The 20557-nt window shown below is 71.9% G+C and carries 21 protein-coding genes; 17 read left to right on the top strand and 4 right to left on the bottom strand.

Translation table 11 applies throughout. The annotated features are described in order from the left end of the window. The first annotated feature begins 69 nt into the window (after positions 1–69). Positions 70–1326: an ammonium transporter gene (locus tag ACPZVR_RS08815; RefSeq protein ID WP_436699204.1), complete on the top strand. Its 1257-nt coding sequence runs from the start codon at positions 70–72 to the stop codon at positions 1324–1326. Positions 1327–1387: 61 nt separating this feature from the next. Here the strand turns inward: ACPZVR_RS08815 and ACPZVR_RS08810 are convergent, their stop codons facing one another. After that, positions 1388–2590 (bottom strand): Fic family protein, encoded by a 1203-nt coding sequence (locus ACPZVR_RS08810; protein WP_436699203.1) that lies wholly within the window; start codon positions 2588–2590, stop codon positions 1388–1390. Between the two features lie 174 nt (positions 2591–2764). On the opposite strand from ACPZVR_RS08810, the gene rplS reads away from it, so the two are divergent. The 4 genes from rplS to ACPZVR_RS08790 all read left to right on the top strand — a co-directional run bounded on the left by rplS (position 2765) and on the right by ACPZVR_RS08790 (position 5109). Next, complete coding sequence (gene rplS, locus ACPZVR_RS08805; protein ID WP_282403926.1) at positions 2765–3127, top strand: 50S ribosomal protein L19; 363 nt, start codon at positions 2765–2767, stop codon at positions 3125–3127. A 90-nt stretch (positions 3128–3217) separates the two neighbouring features. Further along, the gene (lepB, locus tag ACPZVR_RS08800; protein WP_436699202.1) at positions 3218–4090 is read left to right on the top strand and encodes a signal peptidase I; all 873 of its coding nucleotides are present in this window, start codon (positions 3218–3220) and stop codon (positions 4088–4090) included. Between the two features lie 22 nt (positions 4091–4112). Further along, positions 4113–4790, top strand: coding sequence for a ribonuclease HII (locus tag ACPZVR_RS08795; RefSeq protein ID WP_436699201.1), 678 nt, complete (start codon positions 4113–4115; stop codon positions 4788–4790). A gap of 10 nt (positions 4791–4800) precedes the next feature. Next, complete coding sequence (locus ACPZVR_RS08790) at positions 4801–5109, top strand: DUF2469 domain-containing protein (protein WP_282403929.1); 309 nt, start codon at positions 4801–4803, stop codon at positions 5107–5109. Between the two features lie 27 nt (positions 5110–5136). Here the strand turns inward: ACPZVR_RS08790 and ACPZVR_RS08785 are convergent, their stop codons facing one another. Both ACPZVR_RS08785 and ACPZVR_RS08780 read right to left on the bottom strand, forming a co-directional pair. Then, entirely contained in the window at positions 5137–6396 is a 1260-nt protein-coding gene (locus tag ACPZVR_RS08785) for a TadE/TadG family type IV pilus assembly protein (RefSeq protein ID WP_436699200.1), read from the bottom strand. Then, positions 6384–6890: a TadE/TadG family type IV pilus assembly protein gene (locus ACPZVR_RS08780; protein ID WP_436699199.1), complete on the bottom strand. Its 507-nt coding sequence runs from the start codon at positions 6888–6890 to the stop codon at positions 6384–6386. The genes ACPZVR_RS08785 and ACPZVR_RS08780 overlap by 13 nt, the downstream gene beginning before the upstream one ends. 389 nt (positions 6891–7279) lie before the next feature. Between ACPZVR_RS08780 and ACPZVR_RS08775 the strand changes: the two genes are divergently transcribed. From ACPZVR_RS08775 to ACPZVR_RS08750, 6 genes are all read left to right on the top strand, one after another. Further along, the gene (locus tag ACPZVR_RS08775) at positions 7280–7696 is read left to right on the top strand and encodes a TadE/TadG family type IV pilus assembly protein (protein WP_436699198.1); all 417 of its coding nucleotides are present in this window, start codon (positions 7280–7282) and stop codon (positions 7694–7696) included. A gap of 1 nt (position 7697) precedes the next feature. Beyond that, the gene (locus tag ACPZVR_RS08770; RefSeq protein WP_436699197.1) at positions 7698–9671 is read left to right on the top strand and encodes a Tad domain-containing protein; all 1974 of its coding nucleotides are present in this window, start codon (positions 7698–7700) and stop codon (positions 9669–9671) included. Positions 9672–9819: 148 nt separating this feature from the next. Continuing rightward, a complete protein-coding gene (locus ACPZVR_RS08765) occupies positions 9820–10188 on the top strand; it encodes a YraN family protein (protein ID WP_436699196.1) in 369 nt (122 codons plus the stop codon). Between the two features lie 238 nt (positions 10189–10426). Then, positions 10427–12043: a YifB family Mg chelatase-like AAA ATPase gene (locus ACPZVR_RS08760; RefSeq protein ID WP_436699195.1), complete on the top strand. Its 1617-nt coding sequence runs from the start codon at positions 10427–10429 to the stop codon at positions 12041–12043. After that, the gene (gene dprA, locus ACPZVR_RS08755; protein ID WP_436699194.1) at positions 12040–13188 is read left to right on the top strand and encodes a DNA-processing protein DprA; all 1149 of its coding nucleotides are present in this window, start codon (positions 12040–12042) and stop codon (positions 13186–13188) included. Before ACPZVR_RS08760 ends, dprA begins: the two co-directional genes overlap by 4 nt. Beyond that, a complete protein-coding gene (locus tag ACPZVR_RS08750; protein ID WP_436699193.1) occupies positions 13185–14120 on the top strand; it encodes a tyrosine recombinase XerC in 936 nt (311 codons plus the stop codon). The genes dprA and ACPZVR_RS08750 overlap by 4 nt, the downstream gene beginning before the upstream one ends. Before the next feature lie 48 nt (positions 14121–14168). Here the strand turns inward: ACPZVR_RS08750 and ACPZVR_RS08745 are convergent, their stop codons facing one another. Next, the gene (locus ACPZVR_RS08745; RefSeq protein ID WP_436699192.1) at positions 14169–14798 is read right to left on the bottom strand and encodes a M23 family metallopeptidase; all 630 of its coding nucleotides are present in this window, start codon (positions 14796–14798) and stop codon (positions 14169–14171) included. 305 nt (positions 14799–15103) lie between these two features. Between ACPZVR_RS08745 and rpsB the strand changes: the two genes are divergently transcribed. From rpsB to pyrH, 6 genes are all read left to right on the top strand, one after another. Further along, positions 15104–15964 (top strand): 30S ribosomal protein S2, encoded by an 861-nt coding sequence (rpsB, locus tag ACPZVR_RS08740; RefSeq protein ID WP_436699191.1) that lies wholly within the window; start codon positions 15104–15106, stop codon positions 15962–15964. 41 nt (positions 15965–16005) lie between these two features. Then, on the top strand, positions 16006–16815 hold the full coding sequence (gene tsf, locus ACPZVR_RS08735; protein ID WP_436699190.1) for a translation elongation factor Ts: 810 nt from the start codon (positions 16006–16008) through the stop codon (positions 16813–16815). 175 nt (positions 16816–16990) lie between these two features. Next, entirely contained in the window at positions 16991–18220 is a 1230-nt protein-coding gene (locus tag ACPZVR_RS08730) for an SHOCT domain-containing protein (RefSeq protein WP_436699189.1), read from the top strand. A gap of 1 nt (position 18221) precedes the next feature. Next, the gene (locus ACPZVR_RS08725) at positions 18222–19481 is read left to right on the top strand and encodes a hypothetical protein (protein WP_436699188.1); all 1260 of its coding nucleotides are present in this window, start codon (positions 18222–18224) and stop codon (positions 19479–19481) included. Then, positions 19478–19750: a hypothetical protein gene (locus tag ACPZVR_RS08720; protein ID WP_436699187.1), complete on the top strand. Its 273-nt coding sequence runs from the start codon at positions 19478–19480 to the stop codon at positions 19748–19750. The genes ACPZVR_RS08725 and ACPZVR_RS08720 overlap by 4 nt, the downstream gene beginning before the upstream one ends. 68 nt (positions 19751–19818) lie before the next feature. After that, positions 19819–20532, top strand: a complete 714-nt coding sequence (pyrH, locus tag ACPZVR_RS08715) for a UMP kinase (RefSeq protein ID WP_436699186.1) — start codon at positions 19819–19821, stop codon at positions 20530–20532. Positions 20533–20557: the final 25 nt, after the last annotated feature.

Here is a 20557-nt window from a genome sequence, read left to right as displayed (position 1 = left end):
TCGATCGGACGCGGGGCAGCAGGGCTGCTGCCTCGTGCCATGGTTCCCGAGTAGAGCAGAGGTTCGCTTATGTCCGACGTACTCGCGTGGCAGCTCATCTGTGCTGCGTTCGTCCTGTTCATGACGCCCGGTCTGGCGTTCTTCTACGGCGGTCTGGTCAAGCAGAAGTCGGTCGTGTCCATGATGATGCTGAGCTTCGGCTCGATCGCCGTCGTCACGCTGCTCTACGTGCTGATCGGCGGCACGGGGATCGCCGGCAACGGCACGGACGGCGGCAGCAAGCTCTTCGGCAACCCGTTCCAGGACTTCGGCATGTCGGACCTGATGTCGGGTGTCGGTGGCGGTGACGCGGCCAACGCCTTCGGCGGCCACGCCTTCCTCGTGGCGTTCTGCATCATCACCGTCGCCCTGGTCTCCGGCGCGGTCGCCGACCGGGCCCGGTTCTGGCCGTGGATGCTCTTCGCCGCGCTGTTCACCACCTTCGTGGTCTTCCCGACCTTCCGCTGGATCTGGGGCATCGACGAGGAGGGCACGTTCTACGGCTGGCTCGCCAACGACGTCTGGGGCCTCGGTCAGGGAGCGCTGGACTGGGCCGGCGGAACGGTCATCCACCAGTCGGCCGGTGCGGCGGCCCTCGCTCTCGCGCTCGTCCTCGGCAAGCGCAAGCTCGGCTTCTCCAAGGAGGAGACCGTCGCCCACAACGTCCCGCTGGTGCTCATCGGCGCCGCGATCCTGTGGTTCGGGTGGTACGGCTTCAACACGGGGGTGTTCGGTGCGGACGAGGGCCAGACCTCGCTCATCTTCTTCAACACCCTGGTCGCCCCGGCCGCCGCGCTGCTCGGCTGGATCGCCGTGGAGGCGCTCAAGGACGGCAAGGCCACCGCGGTCGGCGCCGCCTCCGGCATCGTCACGGGCCTGGTCGCCATCACCCCGGCCTGTGCCTTCGTGACGCCGGTGTGGGCGATGATCCTCGGCCTGGTGTCGGGTGCCGTCTGCGCCTTCGCCGTCGACCTGAAGTTCAAGCTCGGCTTCGACGACACCCTCGACGTCGTGGGCATCCACCTGGTCGCCGGCTTCATCGGGTGCCTGTGGGTCGGTGTCTTCGGCGCCGAGGCGCTCACCGGCGGCAGCCTGGTGTTCGGCGGCGAGGTCAAGCTCTTCTTGGCCCAGCTGCTGTCCTCGCTCACCGTCATCGCCTTCTCCTTCGTCGTCACCTTCGTGTTCGCCACGGCGATCGAGAAGACGATCGGGTTCCGCGCCAAGGAGGAGGACGAGATCGCCGGCATCGACCTCGTGCTCCACGGCGAGGGCTACGCGCTCGACTGAGCGTCGCCGTCGTACGACGCAGCAGGCCCGTCCCGGATCGTCCGGAGCGGGCCTGCTGCCGCTATGCCTCCCGGAGCTGGCGGGACGACTCCTGGATCCGGGTGCTCAGGTCGGCCACCTCGTCCAGCACCGCGCCGGCCAGCCACACCGGAGCCCGGCGCGAGCGCGGCGCACGGCGCAGCACGCCGGCCGCCGTCAGCGTGTCGATCGCGGCGGCCGCCTCCGGCTCCGGGAGCCGGATCCGACCGGCCACCAGCGCCGCGTTGACGATCGGCTCCTCGGTCAGCAGGTCGAGCGTGCGGTGCAGGGCGGTGCCTGGCCGCGACCCGCCCACCGCGGACCCCCAGGCCGCACGGATCTCGTGAAGCCGGGTCGCGGTCACCCAGGACTCGGCGGTCGCGATCCGCACGGCGGAGGCCAGCATCGCGACGATCGTGCGGGCGGTGCCGGCGCGATAGTCGACGAGCGCCGCGAAGTAGCGCTCGCGGTGCGCCACCAGGGCCGACGCGATCGGCACGGTGAGGTGGCGGGTCGCCCGTCGGCGCCGCAGCACCGCGTGGATCAGGGCCCGCCCGATCCGGCCGTTCCCGTCGACGAACGGGTGGATCGACTCGAACTGGGCGTGCACGATCGCGGCCTGGACCACCGGGGGCACGTCGTCGCGCCCGGCGTAGGCGAACAGGTCGTCGAGGTAGCCGCGCAGGGTCTCCGGCGGCGGGGGCACGTGCAGCGCCCCGAGCGGGGACCAGTCGCTGCCGCCGACCCAGTTCTGCGTCGTACGGAACCGGCCGGCGCGGTGCGCCTCCGACGGGACGCGTCGAAACAGGTCGTGGTGGGCCCGCAGCATCGCCTCAGGTCTGATCGCGCGGCTGGTGTCGGCATCGCCGATCATGCGGGTGAGAGCGGCGGTCGCCGACGCCATCGACACCGCCGAGGCGTTCGCCCCGACCCCCAGCAGCGCGCGACCGTAGTCGGCCAGGCTGGCGTCGACGTCCTCGATCTTCGAGGAGTCGACCGCCTCGGTGCGCAGCTGGAGGTGGTTGAGGGCGCGCAGGGTCCGGCCGTGCACGAGGTCGAGATGGCTCAGGTCTCCGGCGCAGGCGCTGGCCATCGCGCCGAGCGCGCGGTCCAGGGGCAGGTCGAGCTCACGGACGTACGGCGGCAGTGCCACCTCGATCTCCCGCAGGCGACGGTCCTGCCGAGGGCCGCGGGGTGTGCGCTGGTGCCAGGGCCGGGCCTCGTGGGTGTGTGCGGCCCAGTCCATGCACGTATCCTCGCAGCCGGCCGTTGCCGGCAGATTTCGTGGAGCGCGGCCGCGTGTGGGAGGATCCTTGGTCGGTGCGCGGACGCTTCTGCCACAGGGGAACCGCCGACCGCACACCTCTCACACCACACCACCACGACCGCGGCTGACCTGTGTGCACTCGCGAGGAGAACCATGAGCAACCCGAGCCCCGCCCTGGTCACCGACCTGGGCAACGCCGCCAAGCGCGACGACGTCCCGGACTTCCGCGCCGGCGACACCGTCAAGGTCCACGTCAAGGTCATCGAGGGCAGCCGCTCGCGCGTCCAGGTGTTCCAGGGCGTCGTGATCCGCGTCCACGGCTCCGGCGTCGGCCGCACCTTCACCGTCCGCAAGGTCTCCTTCGGCGTCGGTGTCGAGCGGACCTTCCCGCTCCACTCGCCGATCTTCGAGTCGATCGAGGTCGTGACCCGCGGCGACGTCCGCCGGGCGAAGCTCTACTACCTGCGCAACCTGCGCGGCAAGGCCGCCAAGATCAAGGAGCGCCGCGAGGCCTGAGCCCGCGCGCACCGCTTCCCACGAAGGCCCGACCGTCCTGGTCGGGCCTTCGTGCGTCCGTGCTGGGAGGCACTCCTAGACTCGTACCTCGTGACGACCGACGACACCGCACCGGACTCCGCCGCCGAGGTCCCCGACCCCGAGGCGACCGATCGGGCGGCCTCCCGGTCCGCTTCGCCCAAGCGCAAGCACCTGCCCGTGTGGCAGGAGAGCATCCTGCTGCTCGCGGTGGCGCTGGGCCTGGCGATCGTCATCAAGGCGGTCTTCATGCAGGCCTTCTACATCCCGTCGGAGTCGATGGAGCCGGGCCTGGTCAAGAACGACCGGATCCTGGTCCAGAAGGTCTCCTACTGGTTCGGCCGGTCGCCGCACCGCGGCGACGTCGTCGTCTTCAAGGATCCCGGTGAATGGCTGGGGCCTGCCGACAGCCAGGGGCCGACCGGATTCGCCAGCCTGCTGTCCAAGGTCGGGCTCTATCCCACCGGGGGCCACCTGGTGAAGCGCGTCATCGGCACCGAGGGCGACGTCGTGGAGTGCTGCGACGAGCAGGGCCGGATCAAGGTCAACGGCAAGGCGATCGACGAGTCCGACTATCTCGGGCCCGACCCCGGCAAGTGCAACGCCGAGATCAGCGACTGGGTCAGCGAGGAGGACACGGCGATCGCGCGTCCCTGCAGCTGGACGATCGGTCCCATCCCGAAGGGCAAGCTGCTCGTCCTCGGCGACAACCGCGGCCATTCCGCCGACTCGAGGGCGCACCTGTGCGGGGCGGAGGAGGACCCCTGCACCCAGAGCCCGTGGGTCGACGCCGACCTGGTCGTCGGCAAGGTATTCACCCTGATCTGGCCCCGCGACCGGTGGCGCTGGATCAGCCGGCCCGAGGTGTTCGACGGCGTGCCGGACGAGCCGTCGGCCGAGCTGCGGCAGAAGGCGGAAGAGGCCGACGCCGTCCCCGGGACGTAGTCGGAGGGGAGGGGGAGGGGGCATGTCCACGCTGCCCAGAGGAGCGACGGTGCGCCGCGACGCGGGCATCTACGGCTACGAGCGGGCGTTGCGCCGGCACGGTTTCGAGCCGATCGCGGGCGTCGACGAGGCCGGCCGCGGCGCCTGTGCGGGCCCGCTCGTGGCGGGCGCGGCCGTCCTGCCGGCCGGCAAGGCCGGGATCGTCCCGGGCCTGGCCGACTCCAAGCTCCTGACGGCGGCGGCGCGCGAGCGCTGCTACGACCAGATCGTGAAGCGCGCGCTCGCGTGGTCGGTCGTGGTGATCCCGCATGACGAGTGCGACCGGCTCGGCATGCACGTCGCCAACGTCGAGGCTCTGCGCCGGGCCGTCGCGAAGCTCTCGCTGCCGCCGTCCTACGTCCTGACGGACGGCTTCCCGGTCGACGGCCTCGGCGTTCCCGGGTTGGCGGTCTGGAAGGGCGACCGGGTCGCGGCGTGTGTCGCCGCGGCCTCGGTGCTGGCGAAGGTGACCCGCGACCGGCTGATGCGCGAGCTCGACGAGCAGTGGCCGGCGTACGACTTCAAGACGCACAAGGGCTACATCACGGCGACCCACTCGGCGGCGCTGGAGGAGCACGGGCCGTCCCCGGTCCACCGGATGCGGTTCGTCAACGTACGTCGCGCGGCCGGTCTCGAACCGCTGCCTGGGGGAGAGGGCTAGAGTCGGCCACGTGAGTGCCGAGGACCTCGAGAAGTACGAGACCGAGCAGGAGCTGAACCTCTACCGGGAGTACCGCGACGTCGTCGGCATCTTCAAGTACGTCGTCGAGACCGACCGCCGGTTCTACCTGTGCAACACCGTCGACGTGAAGGCCCGCTCCGAGGGCGGCGACGTCTTCTTCGAGGTCACGATCACCGACGCCTGGGTCTGGGACATGTACCGTCCGGCGCGCTTCGCGAAGAACGTCAAGGTGCTCACCTTCAAGGACGTCAACGTCGAGGAGCTCGCGACCTCCGACCTGGAGCTGCCCAAGTCCTGACGCCGGTCCGCGGATCCGGGCGGGCCGTCACTCGCTCAGGTGCAGGCCCTCGGGCGGCCGGCGCCACTCGCGGTCGAGTCCGTTGGTGACCTTGAGGTGCGACCTCTCGCCGTTCATGTAGAGGCTGTCGACGATGATCGAGCCGCTGGTGACGCCGTTGCCGGAGTTGCCGTTGGCGTAGAGCATCGAGCTGAGTGCGTAGATGCTCCCCGCGATATTGGTCTCGCCGTTGCCCTGGACGTGGATCGATCGGGTGTTGTTGCGGTCGTAGACGATCGCCAGGTCGTGGAATCCCGCCGCGCCCGCGGTCAGCGTGAGCTCGTCGCCGTTGCTGGCGTTGAACTGGCCGCCGAGCTCACCGGTCGGCGCGCAGGCGCGCGGTGAGCTCGGCGTCCCGCAGACGGCGTACAGCGTGACGCCGGAGCCGCGGAAGACCGTGTTGTTCCCCATGGCCCACACGCCGGTCAGGACGTAGAGGCCGGGCTCGAGGACGCAGGTCTCCTTGTTCCCGAAGGATCGGGAGCCGTAGACGCCGGGGCCCTCGGTGCACGGGTCGGTCCGCGGCTCGCCGGACGGCGGCGGGAGGACGAAGTCCTCGAGCGGGTCGCCCATCGGTACTGAGACGGTCTCCGCCCGGGGCTCGTAGTTGCCTGTGGCGCTGTCCTCGACGGTGATCTGGTGACCGATGGCCTCGACATGCCCGTTCGGCCCGGTCGAGACGCTGCCGTTGAAGTGCACGCTGCTGGCGGTCACGGTCGCGTCGCCGTTGCCGAGCGTGTGCGGCCCGTCGCCGAGGACGCACAGCGAGCACCGGAAGACGACGCCGGGGTCGAGCTCGGCGGTGGCCGACGCGGCGATGGTGATCTCGTCGACGCCGGCCAGGCCGGCGAACGCCGTCGGCACCCGCCGGCTCGGCACCCGGACCCGGACCCGCGTCGGCCGTTCGGCGTCGTCGAAGGACACGCACGGCGACGAGGAGGACACCGGGAGGGGCGTGGGGTCGGTGCAGCTCGCCCACGCGGCCGCATCGACGCCGAAGTTCCTGGCCGCGTACGTCGTCGCGGCACTCACCGCGGCCGTGAGGTCCGGCTCGCCGTCCTCGCCGTAGAGCACGTTGGCGGCGGCGAGGGCGGAGGCGTCGGCCGCGTTCTGCGCCTGGCCACGCACGTCGCGGGCGAGACCCAGGTCGATCACGAAGGACGCCGCCACCAGCAGCACGACGGCCATGAGCGCCGTGAGGACGGCGACGGCGCCCCGGTCGTCGCCGGTCGCTCTCAGTCGCACCATGACCAGCTCTGTCCGCCGGGGGCCGCGTCCGCCGTGCCGGTCCCGCTCGGCTTCGTGGTGTCCTCCTCGATCGACATCCGCAGGCTCGCCCGGACGTAGCCGTCGTTGGGGAGCGGCAGCATGCCGAAGTCGCTGCGCGAGCGGACGAGGACGCACACCCGCAGCGCGTTCCCCCGGGACCAGCCGTCCGGCGCGGAGACGTTGACGTAGGTGTCCGCCGGCGTCGTCCCGAGCAGGGTCTCGGCGGTGCAGGCGATCGTGGACCAGTCGGTCGTCGTACGGCACGCGGAGGGGGTCTTGCCGACGACGGCCATGCGCGCGGTCTCCCGGACGCCCTGGCGGGCGTTGAGTGAGTCGTTGAAGTAGAGGCCGTACTGGAGGATGCCGAAGACGAGGACGACGAGCAGCGTGCCCACGAGCGCGAACTCGACCGCGGCCGCCCCGCGCTCGGGGTCCGGTCCGTGCCCGCCGCGCGCGCACCGTCGCCGATCCATCTCGCCTCCCCTGCCGGCCCGAGAATGAGCCTGGACTCCCGAGTCGATTGTCGGCACATTCGTGCTGCGGAGGACCCCCGAGCGTCGACTACTCGGCGGTAGGGGTGAGATTCGGCCTACCGTCGACGCCCGGAGTGGTGTGCGGGCGCCATGCACACCGCCCGAATTGACGATGTCGGCCGGGACATCGTCCTGCCCAGCGAGGCCGGAGCCGGCGAGAGCGAGTAGTCAACACGGACTACTCCGACCGGACTACCCCGGCCGGGCCGTCCGGGCACAATGATCCGGGAACTGCTGCCGGTCGTGTCGAAGCCCACTACTCTCGGCCCAACGCCGCTCGGAGGCGTCATGGGAGCGAGTCCGGGGGAGGACGGCCGATGAGGCGTTGGGTGCCAGCGAGGTCGTCTCGCGATCGCGGGGCGGCGGCCGTCGAGTTCGCCCTGATCCTGCCCGTGCTGGCGGCACTGGTCTTCGGCATCATCAACTACGGCGACATCCTCAGCGTGCGGCAGAGCGTCAGCCAGGCGGCCGCGGAGGCGGCGCGCGCCGGCGCGGTCTCCCAGGCGACGAGCAACGCGGAGAAGGAGTCCGCGGCCCTCACCGCCGCGCAGCAGGCCCTGGACTCGCAGGGCGAGGACTGCTCCGACGAGTGCGAGTTCGCCGTACGGCCGTGCGACCCCGCCGTCGCGAGCGGCCCGGACTGCATGTTCGCCACCGTCGTGGTCGAGCACGACGCCCTGATCCCCGGGTTCACCTTCGGCTTCGGAGGCAAGCTCCGCTACACCGCCAGCGCGAGGGTGAGCTGAGATGCGCGGGACGCCGGCCCGCACGCGCAGGCATCCGGCCCGCGACGAGCGGGGCACGGTCGCGATCCTGGTCGCCGTGACGATGGGCGCCGTGCTCATGGTCTCGGCGGCCTTCACCGTCGATCTCGGCCTGCAGCGTGTCGCCCGCTCGGACGCCCAGGCCCTCGCCGACGTCGTGGCCCTCGACCTCGTGCGTCACATCGACGGGGTCGCCACCGTCGGCGACCTCACCGCCGGTGACCGCGACGACACCTGGGCGCGCGAGAGCCGCGACCGCAACCTGGACGTGCTCGGGACCGGTCAGGGCCGCGCCCCGAGGCTCGATGTCGAGTGGGGCTACACCGAGGACGGCGTGTTCCGGGCGTACGACCAGAGCGCCGACAGCACCAAGATCCCCACGGCGGTCCGCGTCCGCGCCCACACCCGCACCGGGTTCGTCTTCTCCGGGGCCACGGGCCGCAGCGAGGGCGACGCCCACCGCGAGGCCGTCGCCTCGGCCGACCGCGGGGCGTGCTTCCGGCTCGGCTCCTTCCTCGCGCGGCTGAGGTCGGGGAACAGCACCCTGCTGAACCCGATCCTGAACACCGTCCTCAACCCGCTGCTGAGCTCGGTCTTCGGCTCCTCCGGCACACCCGACGCGCTCAACCTCGACCTGGTCGGCTACCAGGGCCTCGCCGACGCCGAGGTGTCCCTGGCCGACCTGGTCCGCACCGGCAAGCTCGGCGTCGGCTCCGTGAGCGAGCTCCTGCGCGCCGAGGACGTCAGCATCGCCGACCTCGTCGCCGCGTCGGCCGACGTCTTGTCGGCGCAGGCCGGTGGCGGCAGCACGGCCGCGGTCACCGCCCTCAACCTGATCAAGGCCGCGATCAAGGCCGGTGCCCCGACCATCAAGATCGGCGACCTGCTGAGCGCGTCGCCCACCGACCCCGCGGCCCTGGGGACGAGTCTCAACGTCTTCGACATGATCACCGCCGCCGCGCTCGTGGCGAACGGGACCAACGCGATCGCGCTGGACAAGCTCGACGTCAACCTGGGGCTCATCTCGGCGAAGACGACCCTGAAGGTCATCCAGGCGCCGCGCAAGACCTGCTCGACCGGGCATGACGACCAGGTCGCGAGGACCGCCCAGGTCGAGCTCGTCACCAAGGTCACGTCGAACGCGATCAACCAGGCCGTCGCCGTCGGCGGACTGGTCAACGCCCGGCTCAAGGTCGACCCGATCAACCTCACGATCACCACGAAGCTCGCCCACGCGGAGGCGAAGCTCACCGGAGTGGAGGGGTGCACCGGCACCGGTGCCCAGCAGGCCAGCTTCCAGGTGTCCTCGGCCGCCGTACCCGCGCCCACCGTCCAGGGCTCGATCCACGCCACCATCGAGGCGGGGCTCGACGTCGGTGCATCGACGCCGCTGCTGGGCGATCTGCTGGGGGTTCTGGGCGGGCTGCTCAGCCCGCTCAAGACGCTCGGGATCCTCGACATCGGCAGCACCCAGCTGCTGAACGCCAGCTTGAAGATCGACCTCACCGCCGGGGTGCAGACCGCCGCGGCCGCCGGCATCACCCCGAGCACCCCGGTGATCACCGTGCCTGCCTCCCACTGGGCCGACCCGGAGCAGCTCGTGCCGTACGAGGTGCCCGGGACGCTGATCCCCAAGGTCGGCACTCTGGTCCTGCAGCCCACGGCGGTGACCATCGGCGGGCAGAAGGAGACCTCGCAGGTCCTGCTCGGCCTCCTCGGCATCCCCATCCTCGGCACCAAGCAGGTCTCGGCCATCAACCAGGTGCTCGGCGTTGCGACGGGACCGCTCGTGAACGCGGTGACGGGCTCCGTGCTGAACCTGGTGAACGGGCTGACCTCCACGCTCCAGGAGACCGTCGTCAAGCAGGTGTCGACGCTGCTCGGGCTGAACCTCGGCGGGGCCGACCTGTGGGTGGACCACGAGCCGAAGTGCGGCATCCCGCGGCTCGTGCAGTGACGCCCGCGGCGCCGTCGAGGCGTGTCGGAAGCACCATCGGTCCCTGACCGTGCCGTCGGTCGTCCCCAGGCCCCGCCTCGGCCGGCGCCGTCCCCAGGGCTTGCGGCGGTGGAGCCGGTTCGTCCGGGGTGCGTCCGACCCTGGGCGCATGAGGACGACGGCACAGGCGCGACAGGCGATCGGGGCGTACGGTGAGGAGGTGGCGGCCCGCCACCTGCGCGAGCGGGGGATGAGCGTGCTGGAGCGCAACTGGCGCGGTCCCGAGGGCGAGGTCGACATCGTGCTGCGGGACGGCGCGACGCTCGTGGTCTGCGAGGTCAAGACCCGCACCTCGCTGCGGGCGGGGACGCCGCACGAGGCGATCTCGGACGTCAAGCTCGACCGGCTGAAGCGGCTGGGGGAGCGGTGGGCGGCCGAGCGAGGGATCCGTCCCGACGGCATCCGGGTCGACCTGGTCGCCGTGGTGCGGCCGCGGCGCGGCCCGGCGCTCGTCGAGCACGTCCCGGGGCTGTGCTGAGGCCTGACGGGCGCGGGCCTGACGGGCGAGCGGGCACGCCGCCTCGTCCCCTTCGACCCCACCGGTCCGCGGACGTGACGTCGGCCGTCCACAGGCCGCACCCGGGCGTCCCTCCTCCACAGCGGGACCGCGCTCCGGTCGCGGGTGTCGTCCGGTGGGCCCACCGTGGATCCATGCACCCCACGAGCCTGCCCTGTCTTCTCGCCGCCGCTCGGACCGCGCGCGGAGGCCGGTCCTGATGCCCTTCGCGACCGCCTGCTGCGTCGCGCTCGACGGAGCCGTCGGGCACCTCATCGACGTCCAGACCGACGTCTCGGTCGGGCAGCCCACGACCGTGGTCGTGGGCCGTGCCGACGCGCTCCTGCGTGAGGGAGTCGACCGGGTCCGCATGGCCCTGGTCAACAGCGACCTGCGCTGGCCCGCCACCAAGCGGTGCACCTTCCTGTTCTCGCCGGCCGACCTGCGCAAGTCCGGCACGCACTTCGATCTCGCGATGGCGGTCAGTCTGCTGGCGGCGGACGGGCAGCTCGAGTCGGCCTGGCTGGACCGGACCGCCTTCGTCGGCGAGCTCACCCTGGCGGGCGGGCTCCGTCCTGCGCTCGGTGTGCTGCCCATGGCGCTCGCCGCCGCGGCGGGCGGCATCCGCCGCATCTACGTCCCCGAGCCGCAGGTCGGCGAGGCGACCATGGTGCCCGACCTCGAGGTCATCGGCGTGCGCTCGCTCGGGCAGGCCGTCGCCGCCCTCGCCGGCCAGGAGCTGCCCGCGGCACCCCCGGTCGCCGCGGCGACCGGCCTCCGGCTCGTCACCTGGCGCGGCGACGAGCGCCTCGACGAGATCGACCTCGCCGACCTGCGCGGCATGGCCGAGGAGAAGTACGCCATCGAGCTCGCGGCCGCCGGCGGCCACCCGGTGCAGCTGTCGGGCCCGAAGGGATGCGGCAAGACCAGCCTGGCCGAGCGCCTGCCCACCATCCTTCCGGACCTCACCCGCGAGGAGTCGCTCGAGCTGACGGCGCTGCACTCCCTGGCCGGCGCGCTCGACCCCGGTCAGGGGATGCTGGTCCGCCCGCCCTTCGCCGCGCCCCATCACGGCGCCAGCAAGGCCAGCGTCGTCGGTGGCGGCTCCGGGCGCGTCCAGCCGGGCGAGATCAGTCGGGCGCACTGCGGCGTGCTCTTCCTCGACGAGTTCCCGCTCTTCCGCACCGACGTCATCGAGGCCCTGCGACAGCCGCTCGAGAGCGGCGACGTCACCGTCGCACGGCGCGACGAGTCGGTCACCCTGCCGGCCGGCGGCATCCTGGTGTTGGCGAGCAACCCGTGTCCGTGCGGCAACTTCTCGCGCGCGGCGCGGACCAACCGGTGCACCTGCGCCGAGACCGTGCGCCGCGCGTATCGCGCGCGGATGTCCGGCCCGATCGTGGACCGGATCGACATCGTGCGACATGTGCAGCCGGCCTCGCCCGCCAGTCGGGACCCGTTCCGCCCCGTCGAGACGTCGGCCGAGGTGCGCGAGCGGGTCGCGGCGGCGCGGGCTCGCCAAGCGGTCCGGTTCGCCGGGCGCAGCTGGCGTCTCAACGCCCACATCCCGGGCCCTCGGCTCAAGGACACCTGGCCGCTTCCCGCCGCGGCCCAGCAGCTCCTCGACGCCGAGATGCTCGCCGGCCGGCTCAGCGCGCGGGGGGCCGTGCGGGTGCACCGGCTCGCGTGGACGGTGGCCGACGTGCGCTCGGTCCGGGCCGGCCGCGACGTCGAACCCGACGTGGACGAGGTGCGGACGGCTCTGCGCCTGCGCTCGGGCCAGGCGCTGGACCTCGCGATGTTCCGCCCCCGATCGGGCGCGGAGGGGGTGGCATGACGGTCCCCGACGAGGAGCGGATCGCCCGCGCGACGATCAGCATCGTCACCGAGCCGGGCGACGTCCGATGCCTCGGTCTGACCCGTGAGCTCGGCGGCGTCCGGTTCCTCGAGGTGCTGAGGGAGCAGCCCGACCTCCGACCCGAGTTCGTCGCGGCCGCCGGACGGCTGGCGACCGCCGAGCCGGAGCGGGTCCTCGAGGACGCGGCCCGCCGGGGCATCCGGTTCGTGGTGCCCGGGGACGACGAGTGGCCCGCGTCCCTCGACGACCTCGCCGGGGCCGGCATGCTGCACGCGCGCGGCGACGTCCCGGCGGGACTCTGGGTCCGGGGGCCGCTACGGATCGACCGGCTCGGCCCGGCCGTGGCCGTCGTCGGCTCCCGGTCCTCGACGTCCTACGGCGACGAGATCGCGGGCGACCTGGCCGCGGTGCTCTGCGCGGCCGGTCGGACCGTGATCTCCGGGGCGGCCTACGGCGTCGACTATGCCGCCCATCGCGGCGCCGTCGCCGCCGACGGCCGGACGGTCGCGGTCCTCGCCTGCGGCGTCGACCGTCCCTATCCGCTCGCGCATCGCCCGATGCTCGAGCACCTGGGCCAGCACCATGCCGTCGTGTCCGAGGCGCCGCCCGGCTCCGCGCCGCTGCGGATCCGGTTCCTGGCCCGCAACCGGCTGATCGCCGCCCTCACCCGCGGCACGGTCGTGGTCGAGGCCGCACTCCGCAGCGGCGCGCTCAACACCGCGTCGTGGGCCGACCGGCTGCACCGCACCGTGATGGGCGTGCCGGGACCCGTCACGAGCGCGGCGTCGGCGGGGGTGCACGAGCTCATCCGTGCCGGCGGCGCCTCGCTCGTCACCGACGGCGAGGACGTGTTGGAGCTGCTCGGCGCGGCGGGTGAGCACCTGCTCGACGTGCGGCGCGCTCCGGAGGCGCCACGCGACCGGCTGACCCTCCGCGCTCGGCAGGTCCTCGACGCCGTGCCCGTCTCGAGGCCGGCCAGCGCCGCGTCGGTCGCGCGGGTCGCCGGCCTGGGGGCGGAGGAGGTCGAGCATCTCCTGCACACGCTCGCCGTCGACGGACACGTCGAACGCCTGCCGTCGGGCTGGCGGCTCGGAGAGGAGGCGCGCTCTACGATCGAGCAATGACCGACCGGGCCGAGGACCTGCTGCCGGAGCCGTTCGCGCGGGTGCTCGCCGACTACGAGCGCCACCTGGTCGCGGAGCGTGATCTGACGCCCCACACCGTCCGGGCCTACGTCGGCGACGTCACCGGACTCGTCGAGCATGCCGCCCGGCTGGGCCTGGCCGATGCGACCGAGCTCGACCTGCGGAGCCTGCGCAGCTGGCTGGCCAAGCAGCAGAGCCTCGGCCTGTCCCGCACCACGCTGGCCCGCCGCGCCACCGCGGCGCGGGTGTTCACCGCGTGGCTGGCTCGGACCGGGCGGATCGCCAGCGACGTCGGCTCGGCGCTCGGCTCGCCCCGTCCGCACCGCACGCTGCCCGACGTGCTGCGGGTGGACGAGGCCACGCGCCTGATCGGCGCGGCCACCGACCTGGCCGACGACGGGAGCGCGGTCGGGCTCCGCGACGTCGCGATGCTCGAGCTGCTGTACGCGACGGGGATGCGGGTCGGCGAGCTGTGTGGCCTCGACGTCGACGACCTGGACCGCGACCGCAACGTCGTCCGGGTGTTCGGCAAGGGGCGCAAGGAGCGCACCGTCCCGTTCGGCCAACCGGCCGCGGCGGCGCTCGACCGATGGCTGGGCCGGGGCCGGCCCGAGCTGGCCCGGCCGGGATCCGGGCCCGCGCTGTTCCTCGGGGCGCGCGGCGGCCGGATCGACCAGCGGGCCGTGCGTACGCTGGTGCACCGGCGCCTCGCCGACGTGCCGGGGGCACCGGATCTCGGGCCGCACGGGCTCCGCCACACGGCCGCCACCCACCTGCTCGAGGGCGGCGCCGATCTGCGCTCGGTCCAGGAGCTGCTCGGCCACGCGTCACTGGCCACGACCCAGCGCTACACGCATGTCACCACCGACCGACTCCGCCGGGCCTACCAGCAGGCGCACCCGCGGGCGTGACCCGTGCTCAGGCCGGCGAGGCGGTACGCAACCCGCGGACGCCCGCCTTCATCGGCTCATCCCGAGCAGCGTCGCCATCGTAGCGAGAACCGGCCGGATGACGGGCCCGGCGGCCGGCACGTCTTGCCACAGCGGGAGCAGCCGCACCGGTCCACCGCCGACCAGCCGGAGCGGATCCAGGTAGGTCTCGCCGGCCAGCCATCCCCAGTGCAGGCACGCACGGGGGAAGCAGTGGGAGCCGGCGAGCTCGAGCGTGCCGATCACCGCTCCGGCCCTCAGCCGGTCGCCGACGCCGACCGAGGCGGTCACCGGCTCGTAGGTCGTGCGGGTGGCGCCGTGCCCGACGACCACGACACCCCGTCCGGCGATCCGGCCGGCGAACACGACCGTGCCGTCGAGGGCTGTCCGGACGGGCTGTCCGACCCGTCCGGCCAGGTCGACCCCCCGGTGGCCGGCGGCGTAGGGCGTGTCCGGCGGGTCGAACGGCTGGACCACCGACGGCACCGGATGGAGCGGCCAGACCCCGATCGGATCGACGGGGTCGGCGCGGGCCGCGGGAGCCGCCGCGAACAGCACCGGCAGGACGAGAGCCGGCACGAGCAGGGCCAGGATGCCGGACCGGCGGGCGGTCGTGACCGCGAGACGGCGGTGGTGGTGACGGCGGTGGCGACGAGGCATGGGAGAAGCGTGGCCGGCGGTGCCGGCAGCCGCCGGCGGGCGCGGGGCGGGCTGGGGACGGGGGAGGGGAGGGAGGGCGCTGGGGACAGCCGAGGGCACGGATTGGTACGAGGCGCGCCTCACGTCGTACGCTGGGAGGCACCGGTCCGCCCTGGACCGGAATTCGCTCGTCCGCAGACCACGACGGGGCCGCTCCGGCCCCGGCCGCCCGTGGGCGTCGATCCCCAGTCCGTGCGACCTCGCGTCGTGCGGTCGGATCGCGCGTGGACGACAGGCCCCAACTGAGAAACACAACAGGAGACATCATGGCTGTCGTGACCATGCGCCAGCTCCTCGAGAGCGGCGTCCACTTCGGACACCAGACCCGTCGTTGGAACCCGAAGATGAAGCGATTCATCCTCACGGACCGCAACGGCATCTACATCATCGACCTGCAGCAGTCGCTGGCCTACATCGACCGCAGCTACGCCTTCGTCAAGGAGACCGTGGCCAAGGGCGGGACGATCATGTTCGTCGGCACCAAGAAGCAGGCCCAGGAGGCGATCGCCGAGCAGGCGACCCGCGTCGGCATGCCCTACGTCAACCAGCGGTGGCTGGGCGGCATGCTCACCAACTTCTCGACCGTGCACCAGCGGATCAACCGCCTCAAGGAGCTCGACGAGATCGACTTCGACGACGTCGCGGGCTCCGGCCGCACGAAGAAGGAGCTCCTGCAGATGAAGCGGGAGCGCGACAAGCTCGACAAGACCCTCGGCGGCATCCGCGAGATGTCCCGGGTCCCGTCGGCCGTGTGGATCGTCGACACCAACAAGGAGCACCTGGCGGTCGAGGAGGCGCGCAAGCTGCGCATCCCGATCATCGCGATCCTCGACTCCAACTGCGACCCGGACGACGTCGACTTCCCGATCCCGGGCAACGACGACGCCATCCGCGCGGTGGGCCTGCTGACCCGCGTCATCGCCGACGCCGCGGCCGACGGCCTCATGTCCCGCTCCGGTGCCGGCTCCGCCGCGAGCCCGGCCGCCGAGGAGCCCCTGGCCGAGTGGGAGCGCGAGCTCCTCGAGGGTGACGCTGCCGCTCCGGCCGCCGAGGCCGCTCCGGCCGACGCCGCTCCCGAGGCCGCTGCCGAGGAGGCCCCCGCGGCCGACGCTCCGGCCGAGGCCTGAGCACCCCCACGTCCACCTTTCGACACACCGAACGAGGATCCATGGCATTCACTGCTGCTGACGTCAAGAAGCTCCGCGAGCTGACCGGCGCCGGAATGATGGACTGCAAGAAGGCGCTCGACGAGACCGGCGGCGACTTCGACAAGGCCGTCGAGCTGCTCCGCGTCAAGGGCGCCGCCAAGGCGGCCGCCCGCGGCGCCGAGCGGGAGACCTCCGCCGGCCTGGTGGCCAACGCCGGCGGCGCGCTCATCGAGTTGAAGTCGGAGACCGACTTCGTCGCGAAGAACGAGGAGTTCATCAAGGCCGCCCAGCAGATCGTCGAGGCGGTCGACGCGGGCAAGGCGACCGACACCGAGGCCGCCAAGGCGCTGCCGCTGGGCGACAGCACGGTCGGCAAGGTCGTCGAGAACCTCGCGATCACCATCGGCGAGAAGATCGAGCTCGGCAACGTGGCGTACTTCGACGGCCCGGTCGCGGTCTACCTGCACAAGCGTGCGGCCGACCTCCCGCCGGCCGTCGGCGTCATCGTCGAGTACGACGGCGACGAGGCCGCGGCCCGCGGCGCGGCCATGCAGGTGGCCGCCCTCAAGGCGCAGTACCTCACCCGTGACGAGGTGCCCGCGGACATCGTCGCCGCCGAGAAGGACGTCCTGACCAAGAAGACGATCGAGGAGGGCAAGCCCGAGGCTGCCGTCGCCAAGATCGTCGAGGGTCGTCTCGGTGGCTTCTTCAAGGAGATCGTCCTGCTCGAGCAGGAGTCGGTCTCGGAGTCGAAGAAGACGGTCAAGGCCGTCCTCGACGCCGCCAACACGACCGTCAAGCGGTTCGCCCGCTTCGAGGTCGGCGCGTAACGGAACGCACCGGACGGCCGGTGGTCACCTCAGGGTGACCACCGGCCGTCCTGCTTTTCCGGCCGTGCGGGTGCGACCCACGGGGTAGGTTTGTCGCGCCCGGCCATCGGACATGTGTCGGACCGGCGTCCCGCGGCCGCGGGCGCACCTCGGCGTCAGGTGAAGGAGATCGTCCATGGGACTCATTCAGGCTGCGATCGGCGCGATCGGCGGCACCCTCGCCGACCAGTGGGTCGACTTCTACGGCGTCCCGGACGGCATCGGCTCGACCGTCGCCGTGTTCCCGGCCGTCGCGAAGGGGCAGAACGCGGGTCGCGGCAGCAACACCCAGGGCTCCGACGGCGTGATCACCAACGGGTCCAAGATCGTCGTCCCCGAGGGCTACGGTCTGGTCCTGCTGGAGGACGGCGCCTTCACCGGGTTCGCCGCCGAGCCTGGTGCCTACATCTGGAACTCCGACGACCCCGCGTCGCAGTCGATCTTCACCGGCGGCGGCCTCGTCGACTCCCTCGTCAAGCAGAGCTGGGAGCGCTTCAAGTTCGGCGGTCGTCCCTCGGCGCAGCAGAACGCGGTCTTCGTGACGCTCAAGGAGCTGCCCAACAACAAGTTCGGCACCCAGTCGGAGATCTACTGGGACGACGCCTTCCTCAACACCCAGGTCGGCGCCATCACCCGCGGCACCTACACGCTGAAGATCACCGACCCGCTGACCTTCATCCGCAACTTCGTGCCGGCCGAGGTGATCAGCGGCCACCGGTCCTTCGACTTCACCGACATCGACAACCCGGCCGGTGAGCAGCTGTTCAACGAGGTCGTCGGCTCCCTGGCGCCGGCCTTCTCGATGTACACCAACGACCCCGCCAAGGGGAACCGGATCGCGCGCCTCCAGCAGGACTCGATCGGCTTCGCCCAGTCGCTGTCGGCCGCGGTGGAGCAGAACTACCAGTGGCGCACCGACCGCGGCCTGGAGATCGTCAAGACCGCGATCATCTCGATCGAGTACGACGCCACGACGCGTGAGCTGCTCAAGAACGTCCAGCGGGCCGATGCGCTGTCCGGCTCGCGCGGCAACTCCAACCTGCAGGCGTCGGTCGCGGCCGGCATCGAGGCGGCCGGTGAGAACGCCGGGCCCGGTGGGCTGGTCGGGATGGGCATGGCGACCGGCGGCATGGGGCTGGGCGGTCTCCAGCAGCCGGTGCCGCCCGCGCAGGCTCCTGGGGCTCCCGCCCCGGCCGCTCCGCCCGCCCCGGCCGCCCCGGCCGCCCCGGCCGCTCCGGCCGCTCCGGCCGAGCCCGCCGCGGAGGACCCGATGGCCGTGCTCAAGCGGGCCAAGGAGATGCTCGACGCCGGCCTCATCACCGAGGCCGACTACGAGGCGGCGAAGGCGAAGGCCCTCGGGCTCTGAGATGACGCAGGAGTCCGCTGACCCGCCGCAGCAGCCGACCTTCGACGGGCCGCCCCTGTCCTTGGAGGAGGAGCTCGCGGCGGCCAAGGCCGAGCCGGAGCCGAAGCCGAGCATCGAGACCGTCAACGAGTCCCTCGACGACGGCCTCAACCGCTGCCCGAAGTGCGGCTCGACCGACGTCCGGCTGCGTGGCTCCACCGGCATGCTCATCTGCCTCTTCTGCCGCAACGAGTGGCAGGAGGCGCGGGTCGAGGAGGAGTTCGGGCTCGGCGAGGGCATCGACCAGCTCGAGGGCACCGTCATCGCCAGCGGGGCCGAGGACATCGCGGCCGACGCGGCCGACATGCTCACCTTCAAGTGCGAGGCGTGCGGGGCCGAGGTCGTGGTCGACACGGCCCACGCGCTCAACGCCCGCTGCCACTGGTGCCGGCACACGCTCAACGTCAACCGGCAGATCCCCAATGGCGCCGTCCCGGACGCCGTCCTGCCCTTCCGGCTGACCAAGGAGGAGGCGGTCGAGAAGATCCGGGCCTTCGCGTCGAAGCGCCGCCTCTTCGCGCACAAGCGCTTCAAGAAGGAGTTCGTCCCGGAGAACGTGCTGGGCGTCTACCTCCCGTACCTCGTGATCGACGCCCGCGCGCAGTCGCAGTACTGGGGCAAGGGCGAGGTGGAGACCCGCCGCTGGACCGAGAAGCAGGGCGACAACCGGGTCACCTATTACGCGGCCGACGTCTACCGGGTCTCGCGCCAGGTGAGCTTCACCGTCGACGACCTCACCGTCGAGGGCTCCTCGGCGCGCCTCGCCGTCGGCTCCGAGAACACCAACAACATCGTCAACTCGGTGCTGCCGTTCGACACCAAGAACGCCGTCAGGTGGAACGCCAGCTACCTCGTCGGCTTCACCAGCGAGAAGCGCGACGTCAACGTGGAGGCCATGAAGCCGGTGCTCGAGGACCAGCTGCTCTCGATCGGCCGCTCCGAGGTCCGCGGCTCGCTGGGCAGGTTCGACCGCGGCGTGCGCTGGGAGCAGGAGCAGGTCGACGTCGGCGGCTCGCGATGGGTGTCGATGTACCTCCCGGTGTGGCTCTACTCCTACCGCCAGGAGAGCAACGGGCTGCTCCACTACATCGCGGTCAACGCCCGGACAGGGGAGACGATGGGCAGCATCCCGGTGTCCCAGCCCAAGCTGCTGCTCGCCGCGTTCACGGTCGGCACCGTCCTCGAGGGCATCGCCGGCGCGATCCTGGTGGCCACGGCATGATCGCCGACATCCTCGCGCAGGCGTCGGACGACGGCGGTCTCTGGCTGCTCGCCGCGGGACCGGCCGGCGGCGTGGCGACGTACTGGGCCTTCTACCGCTACTACCGCAACACCGACAAGTCCCACGAGTTCGAGCGTGACACGATCATCGAGGCGCAGCCGGTCCAGGGCGGCGAGGAGCAGATCGGCCACATCGCCCGCACCCGCAGCTCGGGGATCGACGGCGACAACGGCGACGACTACCGCAAGCGGGTGCAGCGGGTTCGTTGAGCGGGGCGCCGACACGGTAACCTCGGGTCCGCCTCGAAGATCACTGACGAACGACCGGAAGGACCCTGGTGGCCGGCTACAAGCGAGTCCTCCTGAAGCTCTCGGGTGAGGTTTTCGGTGGTGGCAAGGTCGGCGTCGACCCCGACGTCGTGCAGGCGATCGCACGCGAGGTCAAGGCTGTCGCCGACGCCGGCGTCCAGATCGCGGTGGTGACCGGCGGCGGCAACTTCTTCCGCGGTGCCGAGCTCCAGCAGCGCGGCATGGACCGGGTCCGCGCCGACTACATGGGCATGCTCGGCATCGTCATGAACTGCCTCGCGCTCCAGGACTTCCTGGAGAAGCAGGGCGTCGAGACGCGGGTGCAGACCGCGATCACCATGGGCCAGGTCGCCGAGCCCTACATCCCGCGCCGCGCGATCCGGCACATGGAGAAGGGCCGCGTGGTCATCTTCGGTGCCGGCATGGGCCTGCCGTACTTCTCGACCGACACGGTCGCGGTGCAGCGCGCGCTCGAGAGCAAGTGCGACGTGGTCCTCGTCGCCAAGAGCGGCGTCGACGGCGTCTACAGCGCCGACCCGAACGTCGACCCCGACGCCGTGAAGTACGACGAGCTCACCTACGACGACGCCATCGCCCAGGGCCTGCGGATCATGGACCAGACGGCGTTCGCCCTGTGTGGCGAGAACAAGCTGCCGATGATCGTGTTCGGCATGGAGCCCGAGGGCAACATCCTGCGTGTCGTGCAGGGTGAGAGGATCGGCACGCGGGTCAGCGCAGGCTGAGACCACACCCCGAGCCTGACCAGCA

The organism is Nocardioides segetis, from assembly GCF_051390595.1.
Lineage (GTDB): Bacteria > Actinomycetota > Actinomycetes > Propionibacteriales > Nocardioidaceae > Nocardioides.
Note: the sequence above shows the minus strand (reverse complement) of the source record. Positions and strands in the feature narration are given on the sequence as shown.

Bases quoted from the DNA above. Each gene is read 5' to 3' on its own strand.
- ACPZVR_RS08720 (WP_436699187.1), top strand. From the start codon at position 19,478: ATGATCGCCGACATCCTCGCGCAGGCGTCGGACGACGGCGGTCTCTGG.
- ACPZVR_RS08785 (WP_436699200.1), bottom strand. From the start codon at position 6,396: ATGGTGCGACTGAGAGCGACCGGCGACGACCGGGGCGCCGTCGCCGTC.
- ACPZVR_RS08815 (WP_436699204.1), top strand. From the start codon at position 70: ATGTCCGACGTACTCGCGTGGCAGCTCATCTGTGCTGCGTTCGTCCTG.
- ACPZVR_RS08725 (WP_436699188.1), top strand. From the start codon at position 18,222: ATGACGCAGGAGTCCGCTGACCCGCCGCAGCAGCCGACCTTCGACGGG.
- ACPZVR_RS08795 (WP_436699201.1), top strand. From the start codon at position 4,113: ATGTCCACGCTGCCCAGAGGAGCGACGGTGCGCCGCGACGCGGGCATC.
- ACPZVR_RS08810 (WP_436699203.1), bottom strand. From the start codon at position 2,590: ATGGACTGGGCCGCACACACCCACGAGGCCCGGCCCTGGCACCAGCGC.
- ACPZVR_RS08770 (WP_436699197.1), top strand. From the start codon at position 7,698: ATGCGCGGGACGCCGGCCCGCACGCGCAGGCATCCGGCCCGCGACGAG.
- dprA (WP_436699194.1), top strand. From the start codon at position 12,040: ATGACGGTCCCCGACGAGGAGCGGATCGCCCGCGCGACGATCAGCATC.
- tsf (WP_436699190.1), top strand. From the start codon at position 16,006: ATGGCATTCACTGCTGCTGACGTCAAGAAGCTCCGCGAGCTGACCGGC.
- ACPZVR_RS08750 (WP_436699193.1), top strand. From the start codon at position 13,185: ATGACCGACCGGGCCGAGGACCTGCTGCCGGAGCCGTTCGCGCGGGTG.
- ACPZVR_RS08745 (WP_436699192.1), bottom strand. From the start codon at position 14,798: ATGCCTCGTCGCCACCGCCGTCACCACCACCGCCGTCTCGCGGTCACG.
- ACPZVR_RS08780 (WP_436699199.1), bottom strand. From the start codon at position 6,890: ATGGATCGGCGACGGTGCGCGCGCGGCGGGCACGGACCGGACCCCGAG.
- ACPZVR_RS08760 (WP_436699195.1), top strand. From the start codon at position 10,427: ATGCCCTTCGCGACCGCCTGCTGCGTCGCGCTCGACGGAGCCGTCGGG.
- rpsB (WP_436699191.1), top strand. From the start codon at position 15,104: ATGGCTGTCGTGACCATGCGCCAGCTCCTCGAGAGCGGCGTCCACTTC.
- ACPZVR_RS08730 (WP_436699189.1), top strand. From the start codon at position 16,991: ATGGGACTCATTCAGGCTGCGATCGGCGCGATCGGCGGCACCCTCGCC.
- rplS (WP_282403926.1), top strand. From the start codon at position 2,765: ATGAGCAACCCGAGCCCCGCCCTGGTCACCGACCTGGGCAACGCCGCC.
- ACPZVR_RS08765 (WP_436699196.1), top strand. From the start codon at position 9,820: ATGAGGACGACGGCACAGGCGCGACAGGCGATCGGGGCGTACGGTGAG.